The 18,208-nt window shown below is 30.7% G+C and carries 15 protein-coding genes and 1 pseudogene; 5 read left to right on the top strand and 11 right to left on the bottom strand.

The genetic code is table 11. From position 1 onward, the window contains the following. Nucleotides 1-4 precede the first annotated feature (4 nt). From MPF19_RS02640 to MPF19_RS02595, 10 genes are all read right to left on the bottom strand, one after another. Nucleotides 5-733 carry a lysophospholipid acyltransferase family protein gene (locus tag MPF19_RS02640; protein WP_249986664.1) on the bottom strand — a complete coding sequence of 243 codons (729 nt, stop codon included), beginning with the start codon at nucleotides 731-733 and terminating at the stop codon, nucleotides 5-7. A 147-nt stretch (nucleotides 734-880) separates the two neighbouring features. Further along, nucleotides 881-1,303 (bottom strand): hypothetical protein, encoded by a 423-nt coding sequence (locus MPF19_RS02635; protein ID WP_249986663.1) that lies wholly within the window; start codon nucleotides 1,301-1,303, stop codon nucleotides 881-883. Nucleotides 1,304-1,406: 103 nt separating this feature from the next. Beyond that, nucleotides 1,407-3,044, bottom strand: a complete 1,638-nt coding sequence (locus MPF19_RS02630) for a choice-of-anchor J domain-containing protein (RefSeq protein ID WP_203392628.1) — start codon at nucleotides 3,042-3,044, stop codon at nucleotides 1,407-1,409. 12 nt (nucleotides 3,045-3,056) lie between these two features. Continuing rightward, complete coding sequence (locus MPF19_RS02625) at nucleotides 3,057-5,606, bottom strand: TonB-dependent receptor (RefSeq protein ID WP_249986662.1); 2,550 nt, start codon at nucleotides 5,604-5,606, stop codon at nucleotides 3,057-3,059. Between the two features lie 407 nt (nucleotides 5,607-6,013). Next, the gene (gene pgi / locus MPF19_RS02620) at nucleotides 6,014-7,582 is read right to left on the bottom strand and encodes a glucose-6-phosphate isomerase (RefSeq protein ID WP_249986661.1); all 1,569 of its coding nucleotides are present in this window, start codon (nucleotides 7,580-7,582) and stop codon (nucleotides 6,014-6,016) included. A gap of 6 nt (nucleotides 7,583-7,588) precedes the next feature. Beyond that, nucleotides 7,589-8,857, bottom strand: coding sequence for a peptidoglycan DD-metalloendopeptidase family protein (locus tag MPF19_RS02615; protein ID WP_203392631.1), 1,269 nt, complete (start codon nucleotides 8,855-8,857; stop codon nucleotides 7,589-7,591). Nucleotides 8,858-8,958: 101 nt separating this feature from the next. Beyond that, nucleotides 8,959-9,729, bottom strand: a complete 771-nt coding sequence (locus MPF19_RS02610; RefSeq protein WP_203392632.1) for a DUF3108 domain-containing protein — start codon at nucleotides 9,727-9,729, stop codon at nucleotides 8,959-8,961. A gap of 102 nt (nucleotides 9,730-9,831) precedes the next feature. Next, nucleotides 9,832-10,749 carry a tryptophan 2,3-dioxygenase family protein gene (locus MPF19_RS02605; RefSeq protein WP_249986660.1) on the bottom strand — a complete coding sequence of 306 codons (918 nt, stop codon included), beginning with the start codon at nucleotides 10,747-10,749 and terminating at the stop codon, nucleotides 9,832-9,834. 285 nt (nucleotides 10,750-11,034) lie between these two features. Then, on the bottom strand, nucleotides 11,035-12,132 hold the full coding sequence (bioB, locus tag MPF19_RS02600; protein ID WP_249986659.1) for a biotin synthase BioB: 1,098 nt from the start codon (nucleotides 12,130-12,132) through the stop codon (nucleotides 11,035-11,037). Nucleotides 12,133-12,220: 88 nt separating this feature from the next. Beyond that, nucleotides 12,221-14,047 carry a TonB-dependent receptor plug domain-containing protein gene (locus MPF19_RS02595; RefSeq protein WP_249986658.1) on the bottom strand — a complete coding sequence of 609 codons (1,827 nt, stop codon included), beginning with the start codon at nucleotides 14,045-14,047 and terminating at the stop codon, nucleotides 12,221-12,223. Nucleotides 14,048-14,114: 67 nt separating this feature from the next. Between MPF19_RS02595 and MPF19_RS02590 the strand changes: the two genes are divergently transcribed. From MPF19_RS02590 to MPF19_RS02570, 5 genes and pseudogenes are all read left to right on the top strand, one after another. After that, nucleotides 14,115-15,626, top strand: a complete 1,512-nt coding sequence (locus MPF19_RS02590) for an aminotransferase-like domain-containing protein (protein ID WP_203392636.1) — start codon at nucleotides 14,115-14,117, stop codon at nucleotides 15,624-15,626. Nucleotides 15,627-15,739: 113 nt separating this feature from the next. Then, entirely contained in the window at nucleotides 15,740-16,117 is a 378-nt protein-coding gene (locus MPF19_RS02585; protein WP_203392637.1) for a DUF2007 domain-containing protein, read from the top strand. 51 nt (nucleotides 16,118-16,168) lie between these two features. Further along, nucleotides 16,169-16,603 (top strand): LexA family protein, encoded by a 435-nt coding sequence (locus MPF19_RS02580; protein ID WP_203392638.1) that lies wholly within the window; start codon nucleotides 16,169-16,171, stop codon nucleotides 16,601-16,603. Between the two features lie 62 nt (nucleotides 16,604-16,665). Continuing rightward, on the top strand, nucleotides 16,666-17,367 hold the full coding sequence (locus tag MPF19_RS02575; RefSeq protein ID WP_249986657.1) for a Bax inhibitor-1/YccA family protein: 702 nt from the start codon (nucleotides 16,666-16,668) through the stop codon (nucleotides 17,365-17,367). 166 nt (nucleotides 17,368-17,533) lie between these two features. After that, nucleotides 17,534-17,740, top strand: a pseudogene (locus tag MPF19_RS02570) (helix-turn-helix domain-containing protein). Here the strand turns inward: MPF19_RS02570 and MPF19_RS02565 are convergent. Next, a complete protein-coding gene (locus tag MPF19_RS02565) occupies nucleotides 17,737-18,186 on the bottom strand; it encodes a nucleoside deaminase (protein ID WP_203392641.1) in 450 nt (149 codons plus the stop codon). The pseudogene MPF19_RS02570 and the gene MPF19_RS02565 sit on opposite strands and share 4 nt — an antisense overlap. Between the last annotated feature and the right edge of the window lie 22 nt (nucleotides 18,187-18,208).

Genomic DNA, 18,208 nt, shown 5'->3' with positions numbered 1-18,208 from the left:
GGTTTTATTTTATGTGGTTTTTAATAACCGTTTCTGTTTGTTCTAATAATTCATTAAAAGGTAATGAATTTATTTTTATTGGTTGATGTATTGTAAATGTAATTGGACTACCTAAACCTAATGGAAATTTTCCGTATTTAAAAATTTTCCACGAATTATTTATGGTAATCGGCACAATATAGCCTTCTTTATTGACTTTTGTGAGGACTTTTAGTCCGTTTATTGCAAATTTCTTAGGAATACCATCTCTACTTCTGGTTCCTTCTGGAAAAATAACGGCTCCCCAATTGTTGTCTTTAATTTTTTTTGCAAATTCTATTAAGGCTGAAATTGCTTGTTTTGGATCTTTTCTATCTATTAGCGCTGCACCTCCATGTCTTAAATTAAATGAGATACTTGGTATGCCTTTGCCCAACTCCTTTTTAGAGACAAACTTTGGATGATGTTTTCTAAACGCCCAACTAATTGGCGAAATATCAAACATACTTTGATGGTTTGATACAAAAATAAGCGAACAATTTTCTGGTAATTTATGCGGATTATTAATCTTTACTACGACTCCTAAAATTAAAAGTGTTTTTGATAAAAACCAGTTCATATAATCTACCACCGTTTGATGTCCTTTATAGCCAAATAATTTTAATCCCAACCATTGTAAGGGATGAAATATGAGTAGTGATACAAAAAACACTACTACAAATATTGGGGATAATATGTAACTTAAAATTTTCATTTAAATCTAATATTAGGTTTCCGCTTAGGCAGAAAAGTTAGCTAATCTACAACCTCTACCCAAGGGTAGAAGGAATGCTTCTTAAGCAAATATTTTTAATTTTAAGGCAAGCTTTGGCCAATTAAAACCTTGGTTATCGCCCTGCGATTACAACCAATTACTCCAAGGTATTCTAGAAAGAATTAATAGTAAAGCAATACCATAAAAGATGGCAAAGGTTTTAAATTTTGCAGCGTCTTCTGTTTGTTTTTTGTGTTTAGACCAACCTATTGTAATAAATACAATGGCAATAATCATCATTAATGGGTGCTCTACCGCTAATAATCTTGCTGCTTTGTCTCCCATAACTGCTCCTGCATCTGCTTTTAAAGCTTTAAACCAAGGCGACATAAAATACCATCCTAAACCTATTAATAACTGTATATGTGATACTATAAGGGTAAATAAACCGATTCTTAGATCTTTATCTGTAAATGTTCTTTTTTTAATAATTCCTGTTATTGCATTAAATACTGCAAATATTAAAATTGCTAAAACAAGGTATGCCCAATAAGAATGTATGTCTTTCATTATATTTTATGATTTTTAAAGCTGTAAAGTTACTAATTTTAATAATAAAAAAACCACCTCGTTTGAGGTGGTTTTTAGAATTTGTATAATTGATAAGTGAATATTAATCATTTAATACCCAAACTCCATCTGTTTTTATGAAACTTGTTTGATAATCATTTTCTCCATTATCATAAATAACATACGTTAAAGTATATTTTTGTCCTTCCTCAGCATTCGGTGCTATATGAGGCAAGAGAAAAGATAAAGCATATGGTATTTGTACTTTTTTATCCCAATTATAATCGAAGTCTCCATAAGAAGCCAAATTACCAATTAAACTAGCATATTCTGGTTCTGTTAATTGAGAAGCTATATATGCATAATCATCATTTCTAATTAAGGTGTACTTAATAGTGTTGTCTGGAACCCAAACTGAACCATCATGACCAAACTGAAATTTAGTTTCATGAGCTACCCATTCTCCATTTGTAAAAGTAAATTCATTTCCTCTAACACTAGTAGTACTTTCAGAGAAATACTTAAAGAAAACCAATAAATCATCTCCTTCTTGAGCATAAGTATATTTGTTTTTCAAGAAAGTAGAGATATATGTATTAGGGTTTATAGAGCTAGAAAAATTATTATATTTTCCTGGTTGACCAGAATTTTCTCCCATAATATCATAATCTTCTTTGCTTAAATAGTAAACACCTTCTGATATACCCCAATCTGAACCATCGAAAGTATAATAGATGTCTTTATCTACAGAGACTCCTTCAACACCTGGTGCCTTAATAGTAGCTTTTACAATTTCATAAGTACCAGCAGATGAATCAGTAGATGTATACTTAAATGCGATGTGCACTTTTTTTCCATCATAAGCAGACAAACTGTATTCTTCAGATTCAACTGCAGTCCAACTTGTTCCATCAGGAACATTTGTTAGGTTAATCTCTTCCCAAGTAGCTGTAGCAACATCGTCTGTATAATCTGATGAAATTAAAATACTTACAGAATTATAATCTCCTTTATTAAAAATTTGATTTACTTGAAATTTTGCATTTGTAAAACTAGTTAAATCAATTTCACTAGAAACTAACCAATCTTCGTTTGCAATAGCATCAGGATAAACAAATCCTGTCATTTTTGCTCCGTAATTAGTTCCAGCCCAAACTTGGTCTCCAGAAACACTTATAGCCTCAAAATCTAATAAAGTTCCTGCGTTTACAAAATCTTTAGAGAAGATTTCTGTAATTCCGTTTACTGTTTCACCAACATATTGAGAATATCCAACTAATGCTACATCTCCTTTTTCTGGACTAGCAATGTTAGTAGTTAAAATTGCTGGTATATAATCTGAAGCTTCTTCAGTTTCGTAAAAACCAGTTGCATTGTCTCCAGCACTAGGATAATCAGCGTTAGCAAGATTATAACTTGTTGCAGAGGTATAATCTGTTACAATTTCTAAATCTGTACCGTTTTTTAACTCATAACTTAGCAATACAGAAGACTTTTTTCCCCAAGCTGGGTATTTGTTCATTAAAAACCCAGGAATCATAGACTTTGCAATATCGTTATCTTCGAAATAAGAATCGTCTAATTCTAAAGACTCATAGTCTTCATCTGTCATCGTATAAGTTGCGTCTCCTACAACTGCAGCTGGTCCTTCTGCATCAATTTGTTCATTTATATCTTCTAATGGATCACAAGAAGTAAACACCATTGAAAAAACTGCTAATAATAAAAATATTTTTTTCATGTTCTTATTTTTTTAAAATTTAACTTTTAAACCTAAACTAAATGTTCTACCAGCTCCATAATATACTTTAGCTGTTTCTGCTGAATGATAAGTCTTGTCATCAAAAGCATCAGAAATATATTCTACATCAAAAATATTATTCATTTTACCAGATAAAGTAGTATCTAAACCTGCTATTTCAAAACCATGTCTAAAGCCTAAATCAAATAAATGATAAGAAGGTAATTTCCAAGTATTCATTCTATCTTCTGTACCTTTACTAAAGTCAAAATTAGCATAGATATCACCAGCATAATTATAATCTAAAAATACAGTAGAATTTTCTAAAGCATTATAAGTTAAACCTAACGCATAGGTAGTTTGTGCAGCATCATTTACTTTTAAATCTTTAGCATTTACTATAATTTGCTTAAATAATGAGCCATCATCTTTAAGTACATCTCCTTGTACATCGCTTTGCCAAGTCCAGTCTCCTAAAGACAACATTCCGTTTAACTTTAATTTATCTGAAAACTTATAAATAAAATCAATTTCTACACCTTGGTGTAATGCATCTAACCCTGTAATGTTTGTATTTAAATACTGTCCAACATTATCTGGATCTTGAATTGATGGTGCAATAGATTTATCTAACCAAGAAGTTCTATAAAGGTTAACATTTGCAGAGAACTTATCACTTCTATAACCATATCCTATTTCTGCACTAAATACTTTTTCATTTGTAGCATCTTCATTAAAATCTACAGATTCTTTGTCTACAAATACTCCACCCGTTAAAAATGGTGCATTAGAAAAATAACCAATATTTGCAAACACATTATTTGTATCATCTAAGTTATAGTTAGCTCCACCTTTTGTTCCAAATCCTAAGAAATTTACATTATCAGATACATTTCCATTAGGGTTAGATGAATCATCTAAAAAACTAGATCTACCATATCTTGTATTAGAAATAGAAGGTGATAAGAATAATGATAAATCATTTTTACTATATTCTAATTGTGCGAAAGTTCCATATTTTAAAACTCTACCTTCATAATCTCTATTAAAATGGTCTCCTACTTGTAAAGGTGCATTATAGTTGTTATCATTTGATTTAGGGTTTTGGTAAAACTGACCTCCTAATAAATCTGTAATTTCATAATAATGAGTACCTACATAATATCTTCCATCTAAACCTGCAGATAAAACTAAGTTTTCTGTTAAATTTGTTTTTAATGTTGATAAAACACCATACCACTCATGATTATTAACAGAAGCAGTAAAAACATCTGAAGAACCTAATGCTCCTCTATCTTTATTTTCTTGTACAATTCTATCATAATCGATTGGTTGATCTATATCTCCTAGCCTGTAATCGTCACTTGTAAGTTTACCAGAACCTTCAGTTCTTCTACCTCCACCTGTTCCAAAAGAAGCATAAACAACAGTTGTAACATACGTTTTATCAGAAATTGTCCAATCGTGATTTAAAGAGATTTGTGGTTTATTATAAAAGTTATAAGAATTATTTTCTACTTGTCCGTTTCTATATCCCCAATCTGGGTTAAATCTTTTCCCTCCTTGTTCTGTTGCTCTATTTTGAGCAATCGTTTTTGTAGTATATCTTTGTCCGTGAGTTTGTTGAGCCCCAATAACATTAAAAGATAATTTATGATTCGGATTAATAATTTTAGAAACATTTAAAAAGTAGTTAACCCCACTAAATTGTGTTCCATTAACGTAACCATCTCCAGAAACTTTTGCTGCAGATGCAGTAATAGCAAGACCATTGTCCATTAAACCAGTTGATACAGTCATACCATATTTTTGGTATCCATCATTCCCTGTAGACATTGTAACATTTCCTCCTTTTAAAGCGTCTGTAGATTTAGAGATAATATTAATAGTACCACCAATTGAAGGCACAGCCACTTTAGAAGCTCCTAAACCTCTTTGTACTTGCATTGCAGAAGTAACATCTGCTAAACCAGACCAATTAGACCAGTATACCGCTCCGTTTTCCATATCGTTTACAGGAACTCCGTTAATCATAACAGCAACATTTTCAGAACTAAAACCACGTAAGTTAATTCTAGAATCTCCATAACCACCACCTGCTTTTGTAGCATATACACCAGGAGTAGATTTTAAAATTTCAGGAAATTCTTGAGAACCTAATTTAATTTCAATATCAGCTGCTTTAATCGTAGAAACTGCCACTGGCGTTTTTCTGTCAATTGCAAAAGATGTAGCAGTAACAACTATTTCATCTAAAGCACCAAGATCTTCAACTAATTTAATTTTTCTCAAATTAGATTTTGAAGCAGAAAAAGTAACTTCTTTGGTTGTAAAACCAATAAAAGAAATAACGATAGAACCAGATTTAGCATCTGCTTTTAGCGTAAATTTTCCATCAAAATCTGTTGATGTTCCGTTTGTTGTGCCTTTTACAACAACACTTGCGCCTGGTAAAGGTTGGTTTGTATCATCTACAACTGTACCAGTAATTTTAGTTTGTCCTAAAACAGTAGCCGATACAAAAAGTAACGCTACAAATAATAAGTTTTTAAAATTTCTCATTTTTTAAATTTATGTTATTAAATGTTTTGCAAAATTCCCCTTTTTACAGACGTTTAATGTTAACTTAATGTTAAGGTTTAACAAAAAATTAAGACATCTAAAACAAAAAACTACACTCTATTAACTGAAAACTATACTATTACAACAAAAAAGAATTGTTACTTTTAAGTTATTAAAAATTTAACGTTTTTAATGATAAAATGAAAATATGTAACCAACATCTAAAAAGGAAAGAATATTAAAGTTTTGGTATTACATGAGGATGTTTTTTGCTAGTTTTATTTTAACTGAAAAAAACACCTATTTTCTAAACATGTAAAAACCTGCTATAAAGCAGGTTCTTGTGTATTATAAGTAAACCTAAGAAGCAATTTCTAAAGGAATTCTTTTCTATTAAAAATTCTTGATTAAGATTTATTCAACAATTTTTTAGCCATTTCTTTTCCTAGCTCTACACCAAATTGGTCATAACTATAAATGTTCCATAAAATACCTTGTGTAAAAATTTTATGTTCATACATTGCTATTAGTTTTCCTAAAGAACGTGGTGTTAACTTATCAAACAAAATAGCATTACTTGGTCTGTTTCCTTCAAATACTTTAAAAGGTAAAAGTTTCGCAATTTTTTCTTCATCACCAGAAAACTTTAATTCTAAATGAACTTCTTCTTTTGTTTTACCAAAAGCTAAAGCATCCATTTGACCGTAATAATTAGACATTAATTTTTTATGATGATCTGTTAAACCGTATAAAGATTCTTTATAACCAATAAAATCTGCAGGAATTAATTTGGTTCCTTGATGCACTAATTGCATAAAAGCATGCTGCATATTGGTACCTGTGCTTCCCCAAACAATTGTACCTGTTTGGTAAGTTACTTTCTCGCCATTTCTATCTACACCTTTACCGTTACTTTCCATAATTGCTTGTTGTAAATAAGCCGGAAGTTTTGCTAAATACTGAGAATATGGTAAAACTGCTTCTGTTTCTGCTCCGTAAAAATTATTGTACCAAACACTTAACAATGCTAAAATTACTGGAATATTGTTCTCGAAATCTTCATTTTTATAATGAAGATCCATTTCTTCTGCTCCATCTAAAAGTTCTTTATAATTATCGTAACCAACAGATAAACTAATAGACAAACCAACTCCAGACCAAAGAGAAAAACGACCACCAACCCAGTTCCACATAGGAAAAACGTTGTTTTTGTCAATTCCAAAACTATCTACCGCAGCTAAATTTGTAGAAACCGCCACAAAGTGTTTTGGGATATCAAAAATAGTTGCCGATTTTAAAAACCAATTTTTAAGCGTTTCTGCATTGGTAATGGTTTCTTGTGTTGTAAATGTTTTAGACACAATTACAAATAAAGTAGTTTCTGGGTTTAAAGTTTTCATCACTTCAGAAACATGATCTCCATCTACATTAGATACAAAATGAGTAGTTAATTGATTTTTGTAAAACTTTAAAGATTCTACAACCATGTCTGGCCCTAAATCAGATCCTCCAATACCAATATTTACAACATCTGTAATAGATTTGCCCGTATATCCTTTCCACTTACCAGAAATAACTTTGTTAGAAAAACTTTTAATTTTTCTTAAAGCAGCTTGTATTTGTGGTTTAATATTTTTTCCTTCCACCAAAATTGGTTCATCAGAAGTACTTCTTAAAGCAGTGTGTAAAACTTCTCTCCCTTCGGTTACATTAATTACATCACCAGCAAATTGTTTTTCTATAGCATCTTTTAAATCTACTTCTTTTGCAAGATCTAATAGTAAATCAATAGTTTCTTTGGTCACTCTATTTTTAGAAAAATCTACTGATAAATCATCAAATATTAATGAAAAATCTTCTTTTCTATCTTCGTCTTTATATAAATCTTTTATCTTGATATCTTTAATATCATTAAAATGATTTGTTAATGCTGTCCATGCATTGGTTGTAGTTGGGTTGATGTTTTTTAATGCCATTTTCTTTTAATTTTGTGCTATTTTTTCTACAACTTCTGGCTCCTTAACCGGAAGTATTTTGTTTTCTAATTGATATTTAAGCGGTTTAATAAACTCTAAGTATTCAGGTATTAAACTTTTCTTTAAAGGTTCTGCTGAAGGTAATTTTTCTTTAAAAGGATCTACTTGTTTGCCATTTTTCCAGAAGCGATAACATACATGTCTTCCTTCTGTACTTCCTGTATGTCCAACCCATCCTATAACATCTCCTTGTTTTACATATTGACCTTTCTTTACATTTTGCTTTCTCATATGTAAATATTGAGTAGAATATGTACTATTATGTTTTATTTTAACAAATCTACCATTCCCTCCTCTTGTTGTAGACTCTATAACTGTTCCACTAGCTGTTGCTATAATTGGAGTTCCTTCGTTTGCAGCAAAATCGGTTCCTTTATGTGGCTTTATTCTATAGCCGTAATGTTTTATTCTTCTTTTTAAATTATAAGGAGAAGAAATTCTATACTGAAATTTTATAGGTGCTTTTAAGAATTGGCTACGCAACATATTTCCATTTTCATCATAATACTCCGGAATACCTAATTTAGAATCCGACACGTATCTAAAGGCAAATAAATCGGTTCCTTTATGTTTAAATACAGCCGATTTAATTTCTCCATACCCTGCAAATAAGGAATCTTTAATGTATTTTTCTTCAAAAACTAGTTTAAAAGAATCTCCTTTCTGTAGTTTGTAAAAATCTAAAGTCCAAGCATAAATATCTGCTACAGCATAGGTTAAGTTTGGTGATAAATGCAAACTATCCATAGCATTAGAAAGATTAGAGTTAATTTCACCTTCAACAATTTTCTCTACTGTCTTTATGGGCTGTGCATAGGCATGTGCGTCAATGATAGAATCTTTAAAATCTACCACTGTAGCATTAATTAAATTATCCTTATAAATAAAAACTTTAGCTTCTTCTAAAGAATCTTTACTAGATAAAATTACATACGGTTTTCCTGCTCTTAACCTTCTAACATCAAAAACTTCTTTTATTGTTGTAGAAATTTCATTAATTTTTGGATACCCAACATGGTGTCTATCTAAAATTTCACCAAAACTTTCGCCACTTTTAATAGTATCTTGAATAAATTTATAATCATCAATTTTATACCCAAATTTATAAACTGGCTTAGGTTTTACTTTAACTGGTGCTATAACTGGTTTTTCTACCTCTTTTTTACAAGATAAAAAGGAGCTAATAAATACTAAAAGGAAGATTATTTTTTTCAAAAAATTGTGCTATTGAATGTAGTCTTCAAAAGTACAAATAAAAAAAATTCTTTAGGGTGCTATCTTTATGAACTTCCGATATCGGTTTCGTTAAAAATTTCTTAATTTTTAGAAAAAGGATTTGCTAAACCTTTGTAATGCTCTAACTCGGCTCTAAGAGAACCCACAGCCAAATCTGCTTTCATTTTAATTGGAATTTTATTTGCATCATCGGTAATCCATAGCGTAACACTTTCTTGCGCTTTAAAGACTCTACCAGATTGCACCAAAGGTCTAAAAATTAAAGTATTTATTTTACCAAATTTTGTTCTTAAAGTTTCTCTTCCTAAAAAACGTAATTTGAAAGGATATACCTGAGAATCTAAAAACATATCTATGGCAATTTCTTCTCCTTCTTTCATCTTTTTAACATTTCTATTTCTTAAATAATAAAAAGAAGAAAGTATGTCTTGTACATTAGAAAAATTTACAGAAGTGTCTTTTTGTAGGGTAAAATCTTGAACATACGCTTTGTTAGAATCATAATTAAAAGAAGTAATTCTATGTTTTTTATAGCCTCCTTCATCAATTTTTCTTTTAAAAAGATACGGTTTTACGGTATCTCTATCAAAGTAGCTTTCATAGGTATCATCTACACTAAAAAACCATTTAATCATACCAGAAGTCCAACCGGTTCCTTTTGTATGAAATACTTTTTTACCATTAAAGTCTTTTTCTACAACTTCTAAAAGGGCAGTTCCAGCTCTTAAAAAGCCACTGTAACTCATTTTATAACGAAGGGATTCTCCACTCTTAAAAGCAACAGAACTCTCTTGACTATAAGCCATTGTAAAGAATAATAGGGTAAAAAGTAATAGAGTATATTTTTTCATAGAAAACCAAACTTATAAAAAAGTAATGACAATTACCGTTCCAAAATAATAAAAAGCCATTTATTAACTAATTATAAATGTTTACTTAAGGAATAATTAAACTTAAAACGTCCCCCAATTTTTCAATTCTTCTTGGCTCCATAAGAACGGATAAAAAATTCTTCGCTGATATTTTGGATGCATATATTTACGCCAATTACTGCCACCTGTAGCTTCTAAATCTTTCTCTTTGCCACCAATATATTTTGCAGCTGCGTTATAATGTGCCATCACCCATTTTACATTTACCGTATAATCGTAATGACGCATAGCTTTTATTAAATCTTCGTTTTCTTGCACTTCTTTAGGCAGTTGTTTAAATTTTAAAGACAAATTAATATCATTATAATCTTCCATAAAATCGATAAAATCTCCCATATACTTTTTTTCAAAAAGATTTAATAAGGTAGATTTTTGTCCGGTTGTGTAATTTTTACCGGCTGCTTGCCAATACAAATGATTGTATGCGTTTTTAAAAGATGAATTTCTGTCAATTTCATCTCTAAAACGAACGTCTATTAAATTGATTAATTCTGTGGAAGCAAATTCTATTTTACGATACTGTGCCGATTGAAAACCGCTTGCAGGCGTTAAAGTATTTCTAAATTTTAGATATTGCTCCTTCTCCATTCCATCTGCCATCACATTAAAAGAACTGCATAACATATCAAAATAGCGACTAATTCTGCCTAAATGCATAGAAAATTTATCTGCCGTAACTTCTATCGATTTGGCAATTTGATCAATTTCCCACAAAATCATTTTAAATAACAACTCATTTACTTGATGATACATGATAAAAACCATTTCATCTGGCTGTGTAGTTCTTGGGGTTTGTAAACCTAAAAGTGCATCTGTCTGAATATAGTCCCAATACGTTATTGGCGTACTCCAAAGCAAACCTTCTAGCATAGAATCTACAGGAACACCTAATTTATCGTATTTTTCTTCTATTGCTTTTAGTATTTCGTCTCTATTCATGTTTTTAAAAATCAAAATTTTTAGAACCAAGAGACAAGATAAACTTTAATTCTTGGACTTTCATGGCAATTTACTATAAAAATGGAGATTTTTATAGTAAATATTCTCAGTTTGTCTAAAATTCAGGTTACACTTACAAAGATTTTAAAACCTTGCAGCGTAATGAGCTTGTAACTGTTTACTTCTACTAAAAACTGAGTGTTTTTTAAAGCTTTTCTCTCGTTCTCTTTTTATAAATTCGAAAAATAAGCGAGCAGGTTTAGATAAAAAAAAGGAGTGTTACTTTTAACCTTTTAACATCTGGCCTTTTTGTTTGGCTGCTTCATTTCTATCAATTTTATGGCCTGGTCTTGTCCATTTTGGTTTTTCTCCTAAAGTCTCTAGCATAGAATCTATAGCCTCTACCGTTTCTGGTTGCATCTTTTTTGTAAAGGGTTTTTGAGGTTTTAAACCTAACATTTTAAACATCTTCATATCTTCATCTACATCAGGATTTGGAGTTGTTAATAATTTATCTCCAGCAAAAATAGAATTTGCACCTGCAAAGAAACACATTGCTTGCCCTTCTCTACTCATTTGAGTTCTTCCTGCAGATAAACGAACTTGTGTTTCTGGCATTACAATTCTGGTTGTTGCTACCATTCTTACCATATCCCAAATTTCAACTGGTTTTTGATCCTCTAAAGGAGTACCTTCAACAGGAACCAAGGCATTAATTGGTGTAGATTCTGGTTGTGGGTTTAAAGTTGATAAAGCGACTAACATTCCCGCTCTATCTTCTGCACTTTCTCCCATTCCAATAATTCCACCAGAACAAACGGTTACACTTGTTTTACGAACATTATCTATCGTATCTAATCTATCCTGATAACCACGTGTAGAAATTACTTTTTTATAATATTCTTCTGATGAATCTAAATTATGATTATACGCATACAAACCTGCTTCTGCTAAACGTTTTGCTTGATTTTCTGTAATCATTCCTAAAGTACAACAAACCTCCATTTCTAGTTTATTAATACCTCTAACCATTTCTAAAACTTGATCAAACTGTGGTCCATCTTTTACATTTCTCCAAGCTGCTCCCATACAAACTCTAGAACTCCCACTTTCTTTAGCTCTTAAGGCTTCTGCTTTTACTTGATCAACAGACATTAAATCATTCCCCTCAATATCTGTATGATATCTTGCTGCTTGTGCGCAATAACCACAATCTTCAGAACAACCTCCTGTTTTTATTGAAAGTAATGTAGATACTTGTACAACATTAGGATCATGTTGCTCTCTATGAATAGTGGCGGCTTCGTACAACAACTCCATTAATGGTTTATTGTAAATTTCTAATATTTCTTCTTTTGTCCAATCATTTCTCATCTTACTCATAACATTTTTTTTATATTTCTAAAACAATAAAAGCCTTTACATAGAGATATACGTAAAGGCTTTATAATCATAATTTTATTCTATTTATTTAAAACCCATAACGCAACCCAAATAAAACATTACTTGGTGGCATTGGTACATAACCAGATTCTATATAATCTGCATCAAAAATATTATTTGCAGTAACTGTAAAACTAAATTTATTAACATCTACAATTACAGAAGCATCCCAAACATTATAACTTGTACCAATAGTTCTTTCTGCATATTTATAAATAATATTTTGCCTTACATTTTTAAACAATTTACTTGCAAAACGAGTTATAAATTGATGTTTTAACGTGTTTAATGAATAACGAGATAAATCTTTATTTTGATCTAAAATATCATCATCTAAAAAATTATATCCAAAAGATAAAGACTGATTAAACTCATTTAATTTAAAACGATAATCTGTATTAAACTCAAAACCTTTGGTATTTACTTTTGCAATATTTGTAGCTTCGTATTTTGAAGTAGGATCTGTGTCTGGTCTAATAAAATCAATTAAATTATCTGCATCTCTATTAAAAATTGCCACAGAAGTTGTAAATCTTTCGGTGTTGTATTTTAAACCAATTTCTTGAGCAAATGCTTCTTCTGGTTTTAAATTAGAGTTTCCAATTGTACTTCTATCATTATAGTACAAGTCTGTGTATGTAGGTATTCTGTAAGTAACACCTAGGTTTCCGTAAGCTTTTAAGTTATCTGCTAATTTTAAACCAATATCTAACCCAGGGAAAGCTTGGAATTTAAAATCAGAAAAATAAGTAACAGCAACTCCTGGAGTAATATCTATTTGGCCATCAGCTAATTTAAAACGGTGTTCTAAAAACAAATTAGCCATTGTTCTTTTTCTATTTCCTAAATTATTACTATTAATAAATACTCTAGAAACATCAACACCGAAACCTGTAATACCAAGAGCAGATGTGTAAGAAGCATTTGTTTCTACACCTACTTTATGACTAATGTGTAGATTTCTATAAACGCTTGGGTTATCTCTTATATACACATATTCATCTTGACCTCTTTTCCAATAAACTCTTGGCGTTATTTTAAATTTCTCTGTTCTAAAAGTAGTAGAAGCGCCTAATAAGCTACTCTCCGTTTCTTCATACTGTTCTGTAGCGGTTGCACTAGCATAAAATCCATTTGCTCCGAATTGTTTATCAAAAAAGGTAGCAATTACTTCTATGGGTTGTTTTTTCTTATTGAAAATTCCTTTTAATAAATAGTTTTTATTTTCATAGTCAGAATTATGTCTATAACCTTCTGAAATTAATGTACCAACATGCGCAATAATTGATGAATTTTTAAATTCTTTACCAACTGTGACAGAACTATTTGATTGCCCAAAAGAACCAACTTCTACATTTATAGAAGCAATATTTTCTAATTTCTTTTTAGTAACAATATTTATTGCTCCGGTAAATGCATTCTGCCCAAAAACTCTTGCTGCAGGACCTTTAATAATTTCTATTCTTTCAATAACTTCTATTGGTAAAGCTGCATTTAATGTGTGATGCCCGGTTTGAGAATCATCCATTTTAATACCATCAATTAAAAGTAAAGTTTGATCAAAACCACCACCTCTAATATATAAATCTGCCTGACTCCCAGCAGTTCCTCTTCTTCTAATATCTACACCTGCCACTTGTTGTAACAAATCGGCAACATTTGTAGCTGCACTATTTTTTATTACTTCGGATGAAATAACATCTATAGTTCTAGAATTTTCTTTAAAAGGCAAATCTATTCTTGTAGAAGTAATAACAACTTCTTTTAGTGTGTCTCTTTTTATAGGTTCTACCTGCGCATGTGCTTGAAAAGCAACAAATAATAAAATAATTATTATCGTCTTTTTAATTTTCATAAATAGTAATTTTAATATACTGCAAAAGTCGTAACTTTCCGGACGACTAAACTAGTCCAGTTTTAAAATGAAAGATAGTCCGGTTAATACATTATTTAAACAACTCATTGATTTTGATAAATCGATATCACAACCTGTATATATTCAAGTATCTCAGCAAATTATAAATGCAATACAACGTGGATATGTAACCAAAGGCACCCTTTTACCAGGAACACGAATGTTAGGTGAAATCTTAAAAGTCCATAGAAATACGGCAGTTGCCATCTATGACGAATTAGCGTCTCAGGGTTGGGTAGAAATTATACCCAATAAAGGTACTTATGTTTTAGAACCAGAGCTAAAAACAGCCAAAATAAAAGCACCTACACAAAAAATAAATCAAGCATATAGCTATGCTACAACAACAGGTTTTCCTTTTCAAAAATCATTTCATTTAGCATCTACTAATCAGTTAACAGATGCAAAGTATACAATTAATGACGGAAAACCAGATATACGTTTGCATCCTGTGCACGATTTTACAAGATGGTATAGCGCTGCTATGAAACGAAAAACGTTAATTAAAAAATGGAACAGATCTAATGAATCTCTCTATTCTTTATTTGAAACACAACTTTGTAATTTTTTAAATGCAACAAGAGGTTTTCACATCAATCCACACAACTTAATAAGTACTCGAAGTACAGAAATGAGTTTGTACATTGTTTCTCAACTTTTGATAAAACAAAACGATCTAGTCTTGGTTGGAAATTTAAGCAATTATGTTGCTAATATGATTTTTCAGCAAGCAGGAGCCACTATAAAAACAATTCCGGTAGATGCTAATGGTTTAGATATCGATTATATTAAAAAACATTTTATAAAAGGAAGTATACGATGTGTATACATCTGTGCGCATAGAGATTACCCAACAATGGTAAAATTAAGTGCAGAACGTCGATTGGCTTTATTGCAATTGGCAAAAGAATATGGCTTTGCAATTATTGAAGATGATTACGATTACGATTTTCAGTTTACAGGTTCTGCCATGTTACCTATGGCAAGCGCAGATGCCAACGGAATGGTAATTTACTTGGGGAAATTAGGGCAATCTTTATTTCCGAGTTTTCAAACGGGATTTGTAGTTGCGCCAGAAAATTTAATTTCTGAAGCTAAAAATTATTTACAATTATTAGATGAGCAAGGAGATTTAATTCAGCAACAGATGTTATCTGAATTAATTTATGAAGGTGAAATTTATCGTTTAATGAAAAAAAACATCATCATTTATAAACAAAGACGAGATTGTTTATGCCAACTCCTAACCCAATATTTTTCTGAATTAGCACAATGGGAAATCCCTTCTGGCGGATTGGCAATTTGGATCCAATTTCAGCATCAAATATCTTTAGTAAAACTAGCTGAAGAAGCCGAGAAAAACGATTTATTCCTTCCAAAGACAATTCTTTATCAAAATAAAAACACGTGTGCTATTCGTTTTGGTTTTGGTCATCTAGACATAGCAGAAATGGAACCTGTAATTAAAAAGTTAAAAAGTGCTTATCATAAAGTGTCTAAGAGGTATCTTGATGAATAAGTTTTCATCAAAAAACATCACCTTTAAAAATAGATTACAAATTATTAGATTTAAGAAACCGAATAAATAAGAGAAATTCTTACCTTAACTCCCAATAAATTTTTATTTTTTTCATGAATAATGAGTATCTAATTTTAGCGGTTTTCGAATACTCAACGGAAGCACATGTTACTAAATCTAAAATGGATTCAGAAGGTTTTAGAACTTTGTTAATGGATGAAAAAACCATAGATTCAGATCCTTTAATTAGCAATGCCATTGGAGGCGTAAAATTATTGATTCATAAAAATGATTTTGAGAAAGCTGTTAAAGTTTACAATGATATTAGAGTGTATCAAAAAGATAAAAATGGAAACGAAATTTCTTGCCCAAATTGCCATTCTAATAGAGTGCTAGTTGCTCCTACACAAAGAAAAAATGTATTTTATATGCTGTTTCCTTTTTTTGAAAAAACAAGGAACATCTGTAATGATTGTAAGACCGTATTTTAATTGTAAAATAAATCCTTAAAAGTTTAAAGAAAAGTTATAATTTGCATAAAAATGGAAACATCTCAAACACTTACTTTTTTTACTCCAAAAATGCCTTCTGGAAACGGAGCTATTTTTGTTGATGTGGGCATTTCCGCTGGTTTACCTGCTCCTGCAGATGATTTTAGTGAAACTAGAATTTCTTTAGATGATGAATTAATCAGTAATAAAGACACTACTTTTTTTGCAAAAGTAAAAGGCCAATCTATGATTGGTGCTGGTTTAGACGATAATGATTTACTCGTTATAGACAGAAGTCTAGAACCTGCCAACAATAAAATAGCCGTTTGTTTTTTAGATGGCGAATTTACTGTAAAACGACTTCGAGTTTCTAAAAATGAAATCTGGTTACAACCAGAAAATCCTAATTACCCCATTATAAACATTACCCAAGAGAATGATTTTATGATTTGGGGAATTGTAACAAACGTCATCAAAAAAGTATAAATTTTCATCCTACCTTTTATTATTTTCGACAAAAAGAATACCTTTATTTAAAAATTTAAAATATGGAAAACACTTTTCAAAACAAAGTATTATTAATCGAATCTACAGATCAAGTTCGTGTAGATTTTTACAAAAAAACATACGCACACGTTGCTGGTGGGGTCTTAGTATTTGTGCTTTTTGAATATTTATTACTTCAAAGTAGTATGATTGTAAACTTTATGATGTCTATGACACAAGGTTGGCGTTGGTTAATAATGTTAGGCGGTTTTATGCTAGTTACAAATTATGCTGAAAGTACTGTTTTAAAAACAACAGATAAAAACACACAATATTTGGCTTATGCACTATATATTTTTGCACAAGCACTTATTTTTGTCCCACTTTTATACATCGCAATTTATTATACAGATGGTTCAGAATTGGTACAACAATCAGCAGTAGTTACTTTGGCATTATTTGCTGGTATATCTGCAGTTGTTTTTGTTACTAAAAAAGATTTTTCATTTTTAAAAGCTGGTTTAACTGTTGGCTTTTTTATTGCAATGGGTTTAATTATTGCAGGTTCTTTATTTGGTTTCGATTTAGGTTTATGGTTTTCTGTAGGAATGTGTGTATTAGCAGGAGGTTCTATTTTATATCAAACTTCTAACTTGGTAAATAAATATGGAACAGAAGATTACATACCTGCTTCTTTAGGTTTATTCGCTTCTTTAATGTTACTTTTTTGGTATGTTTTACGAATATTTATGTCTAGAGATTAAGATTTAATTTTAATTAGTAAAGTGTATTTTGAGCAAAAAGTATCTTTAGAATTCAGATTGAATCAACATTTAGTAATTATCTGTTTAGGTTTGTTCTTTTTAGGTTTAAGCGAAATCTTTAAAATAGCAAAACATCAGAAACAAGAAAACGAGGTAACCATATAATATGGCAATCATCGTAGATTTAGATGTAATGCTTGCCAAACGTAAAATGCGCAGTAAATAATTGGCAGAAATAATTGGTATTGCAACCGCAAACTTATCCATTTTAAAATCTGGTAAAGCAAAAGCAGTTCGTTTTTCTACTTTAGAAGCCATTTGCAAGGCATTAGAGTGTCAACCTGCAGATATTTTAGAATATACAGAAGATTAATTCAAGTTTCTTTTTTCAACAAAAAAACGCTTTAAAAGCTGCGAACATTCGTTTTCTAAAATCCCTGCTACTACTTTTGTCTTTGGATGTAATGTAGTATTTAAGTTTTTAAAACCTCTTTCTGGTTCTGAGGCTCCATAAACAATCTTACCAATTTGTGCCCAATAACTTGCGCCTGCACACATTTGGCAAGGCTCTAACGTTACATATAATACGCAGTCTTTTAAATATTTGCCTCCTAAAAAATCTGCTGCCGCTGTAAACGCTTGCATTTCGGCATGTGCCGTTACATCCGTTAATGTTTCTGTTAAATTATGTGCTCTTGCAATAATTTGGTCTTTAAAAACAATAACAGCTCCTACCGGAACTTCGCCTTTATCAAAAGCAAATTCGGCCTCTTGCAAGGCTTTTTTCATAAAATAAGTATCATCAAAAGGTTGTATCATGTAGGTTGATTATAAATATCAA

The sequence above is a fragment of the Polaribacter sp. Z014 genome, from assembly GCF_023555435.1.
Lineage (GTDB): Bacteria > Bacteroidota > Bacteroidia > Flavobacteriales > Flavobacteriaceae > Polaribacter.
This window is presented reverse-complemented; position numbering and strand designations above follow the sequence as displayed.

Bases quoted from the DNA above. Each gene is read 5' to 3' on its own strand.
- MPF19_RS02640 (WP_249986664.1), bottom strand. From the start codon at position 733: ATGAAAATTTTAAGTTACATATTATCCCCAATATTTGTAGTAGTGTTT.
- MPF19_RS02635 (WP_249986663.1), bottom strand. From the start codon at position 1,303: ATGAAAGACATACATTCTTATTGGGCATACCTTGTTTTAGCAATTTTA.
- MPF19_RS02630 (WP_203392628.1), bottom strand. From the start codon at position 3,044: ATGAAAAAAATATTTTTATTATTAGCAGTTTTTTCAATGGTGTTTACT.
- MPF19_RS02625 (WP_249986662.1), bottom strand. From the start codon at position 5,606: ATGAGAAATTTTAAAAACTTATTATTTGTAGCGTTACTTTTTGTATCG.
- pgi (WP_249986661.1), bottom strand. From the start codon at position 7,582: ATGGCATTAAAAAACATCAACCCAACTACAACCAATGCATGGACAGCA.
- MPF19_RS02610 (WP_203392632.1), bottom strand. From the start codon at position 9,729: ATGAAAAAATATACTCTATTACTTTTTACCCTATTATTCTTTACAATG.
- MPF19_RS02605 (WP_249986660.1), bottom strand. From the start codon at position 10,749: ATGAATAGAGACGAAATACTAAAAGCAATAGAAGAAAAATACGATAAA.
- bioB (WP_249986659.1), bottom strand. From the start codon at position 12,132: ATGAGTAAGATGAGAAATGATTGGACAAAAGAAGAAATATTAGAAATT.
- MPF19_RS02595 (WP_249986658.1), bottom strand. From the start codon at position 14,047: ATGAAAATTAAAAAGACGATAATAATTATTTTATTATTTGTTGCTTTT.
- MPF19_RS02590 (WP_203392636.1), top strand. From the start codon at position 14,115: ATGAAAGATAGTCCGGTTAATACATTATTTAAACAACTCATTGATTTT.
- MPF19_RS02585 (WP_203392637.1), top strand. From the start codon at position 15,740: ATGAATAATGAGTATCTAATTTTAGCGGTTTTCGAATACTCAACGGAA.
- MPF19_RS02580 (WP_203392638.1), top strand. From the start codon at position 16,169: ATGGAAACATCTCAAACACTTACTTTTTTTACTCCAAAAATGCCTTCT.
- MPF19_RS02575 (WP_249986657.1), top strand. From the start codon at position 16,666: ATGGAAAACACTTTTCAAAACAAAGTATTATTAATCGAATCTACAGAT.
- MPF19_RS02565 (WP_203392641.1), bottom strand. From the start codon at position 18,186: ATGATACAACCTTTTGATGATACTTATTTTATGAAAAAAGCCTTGCAA.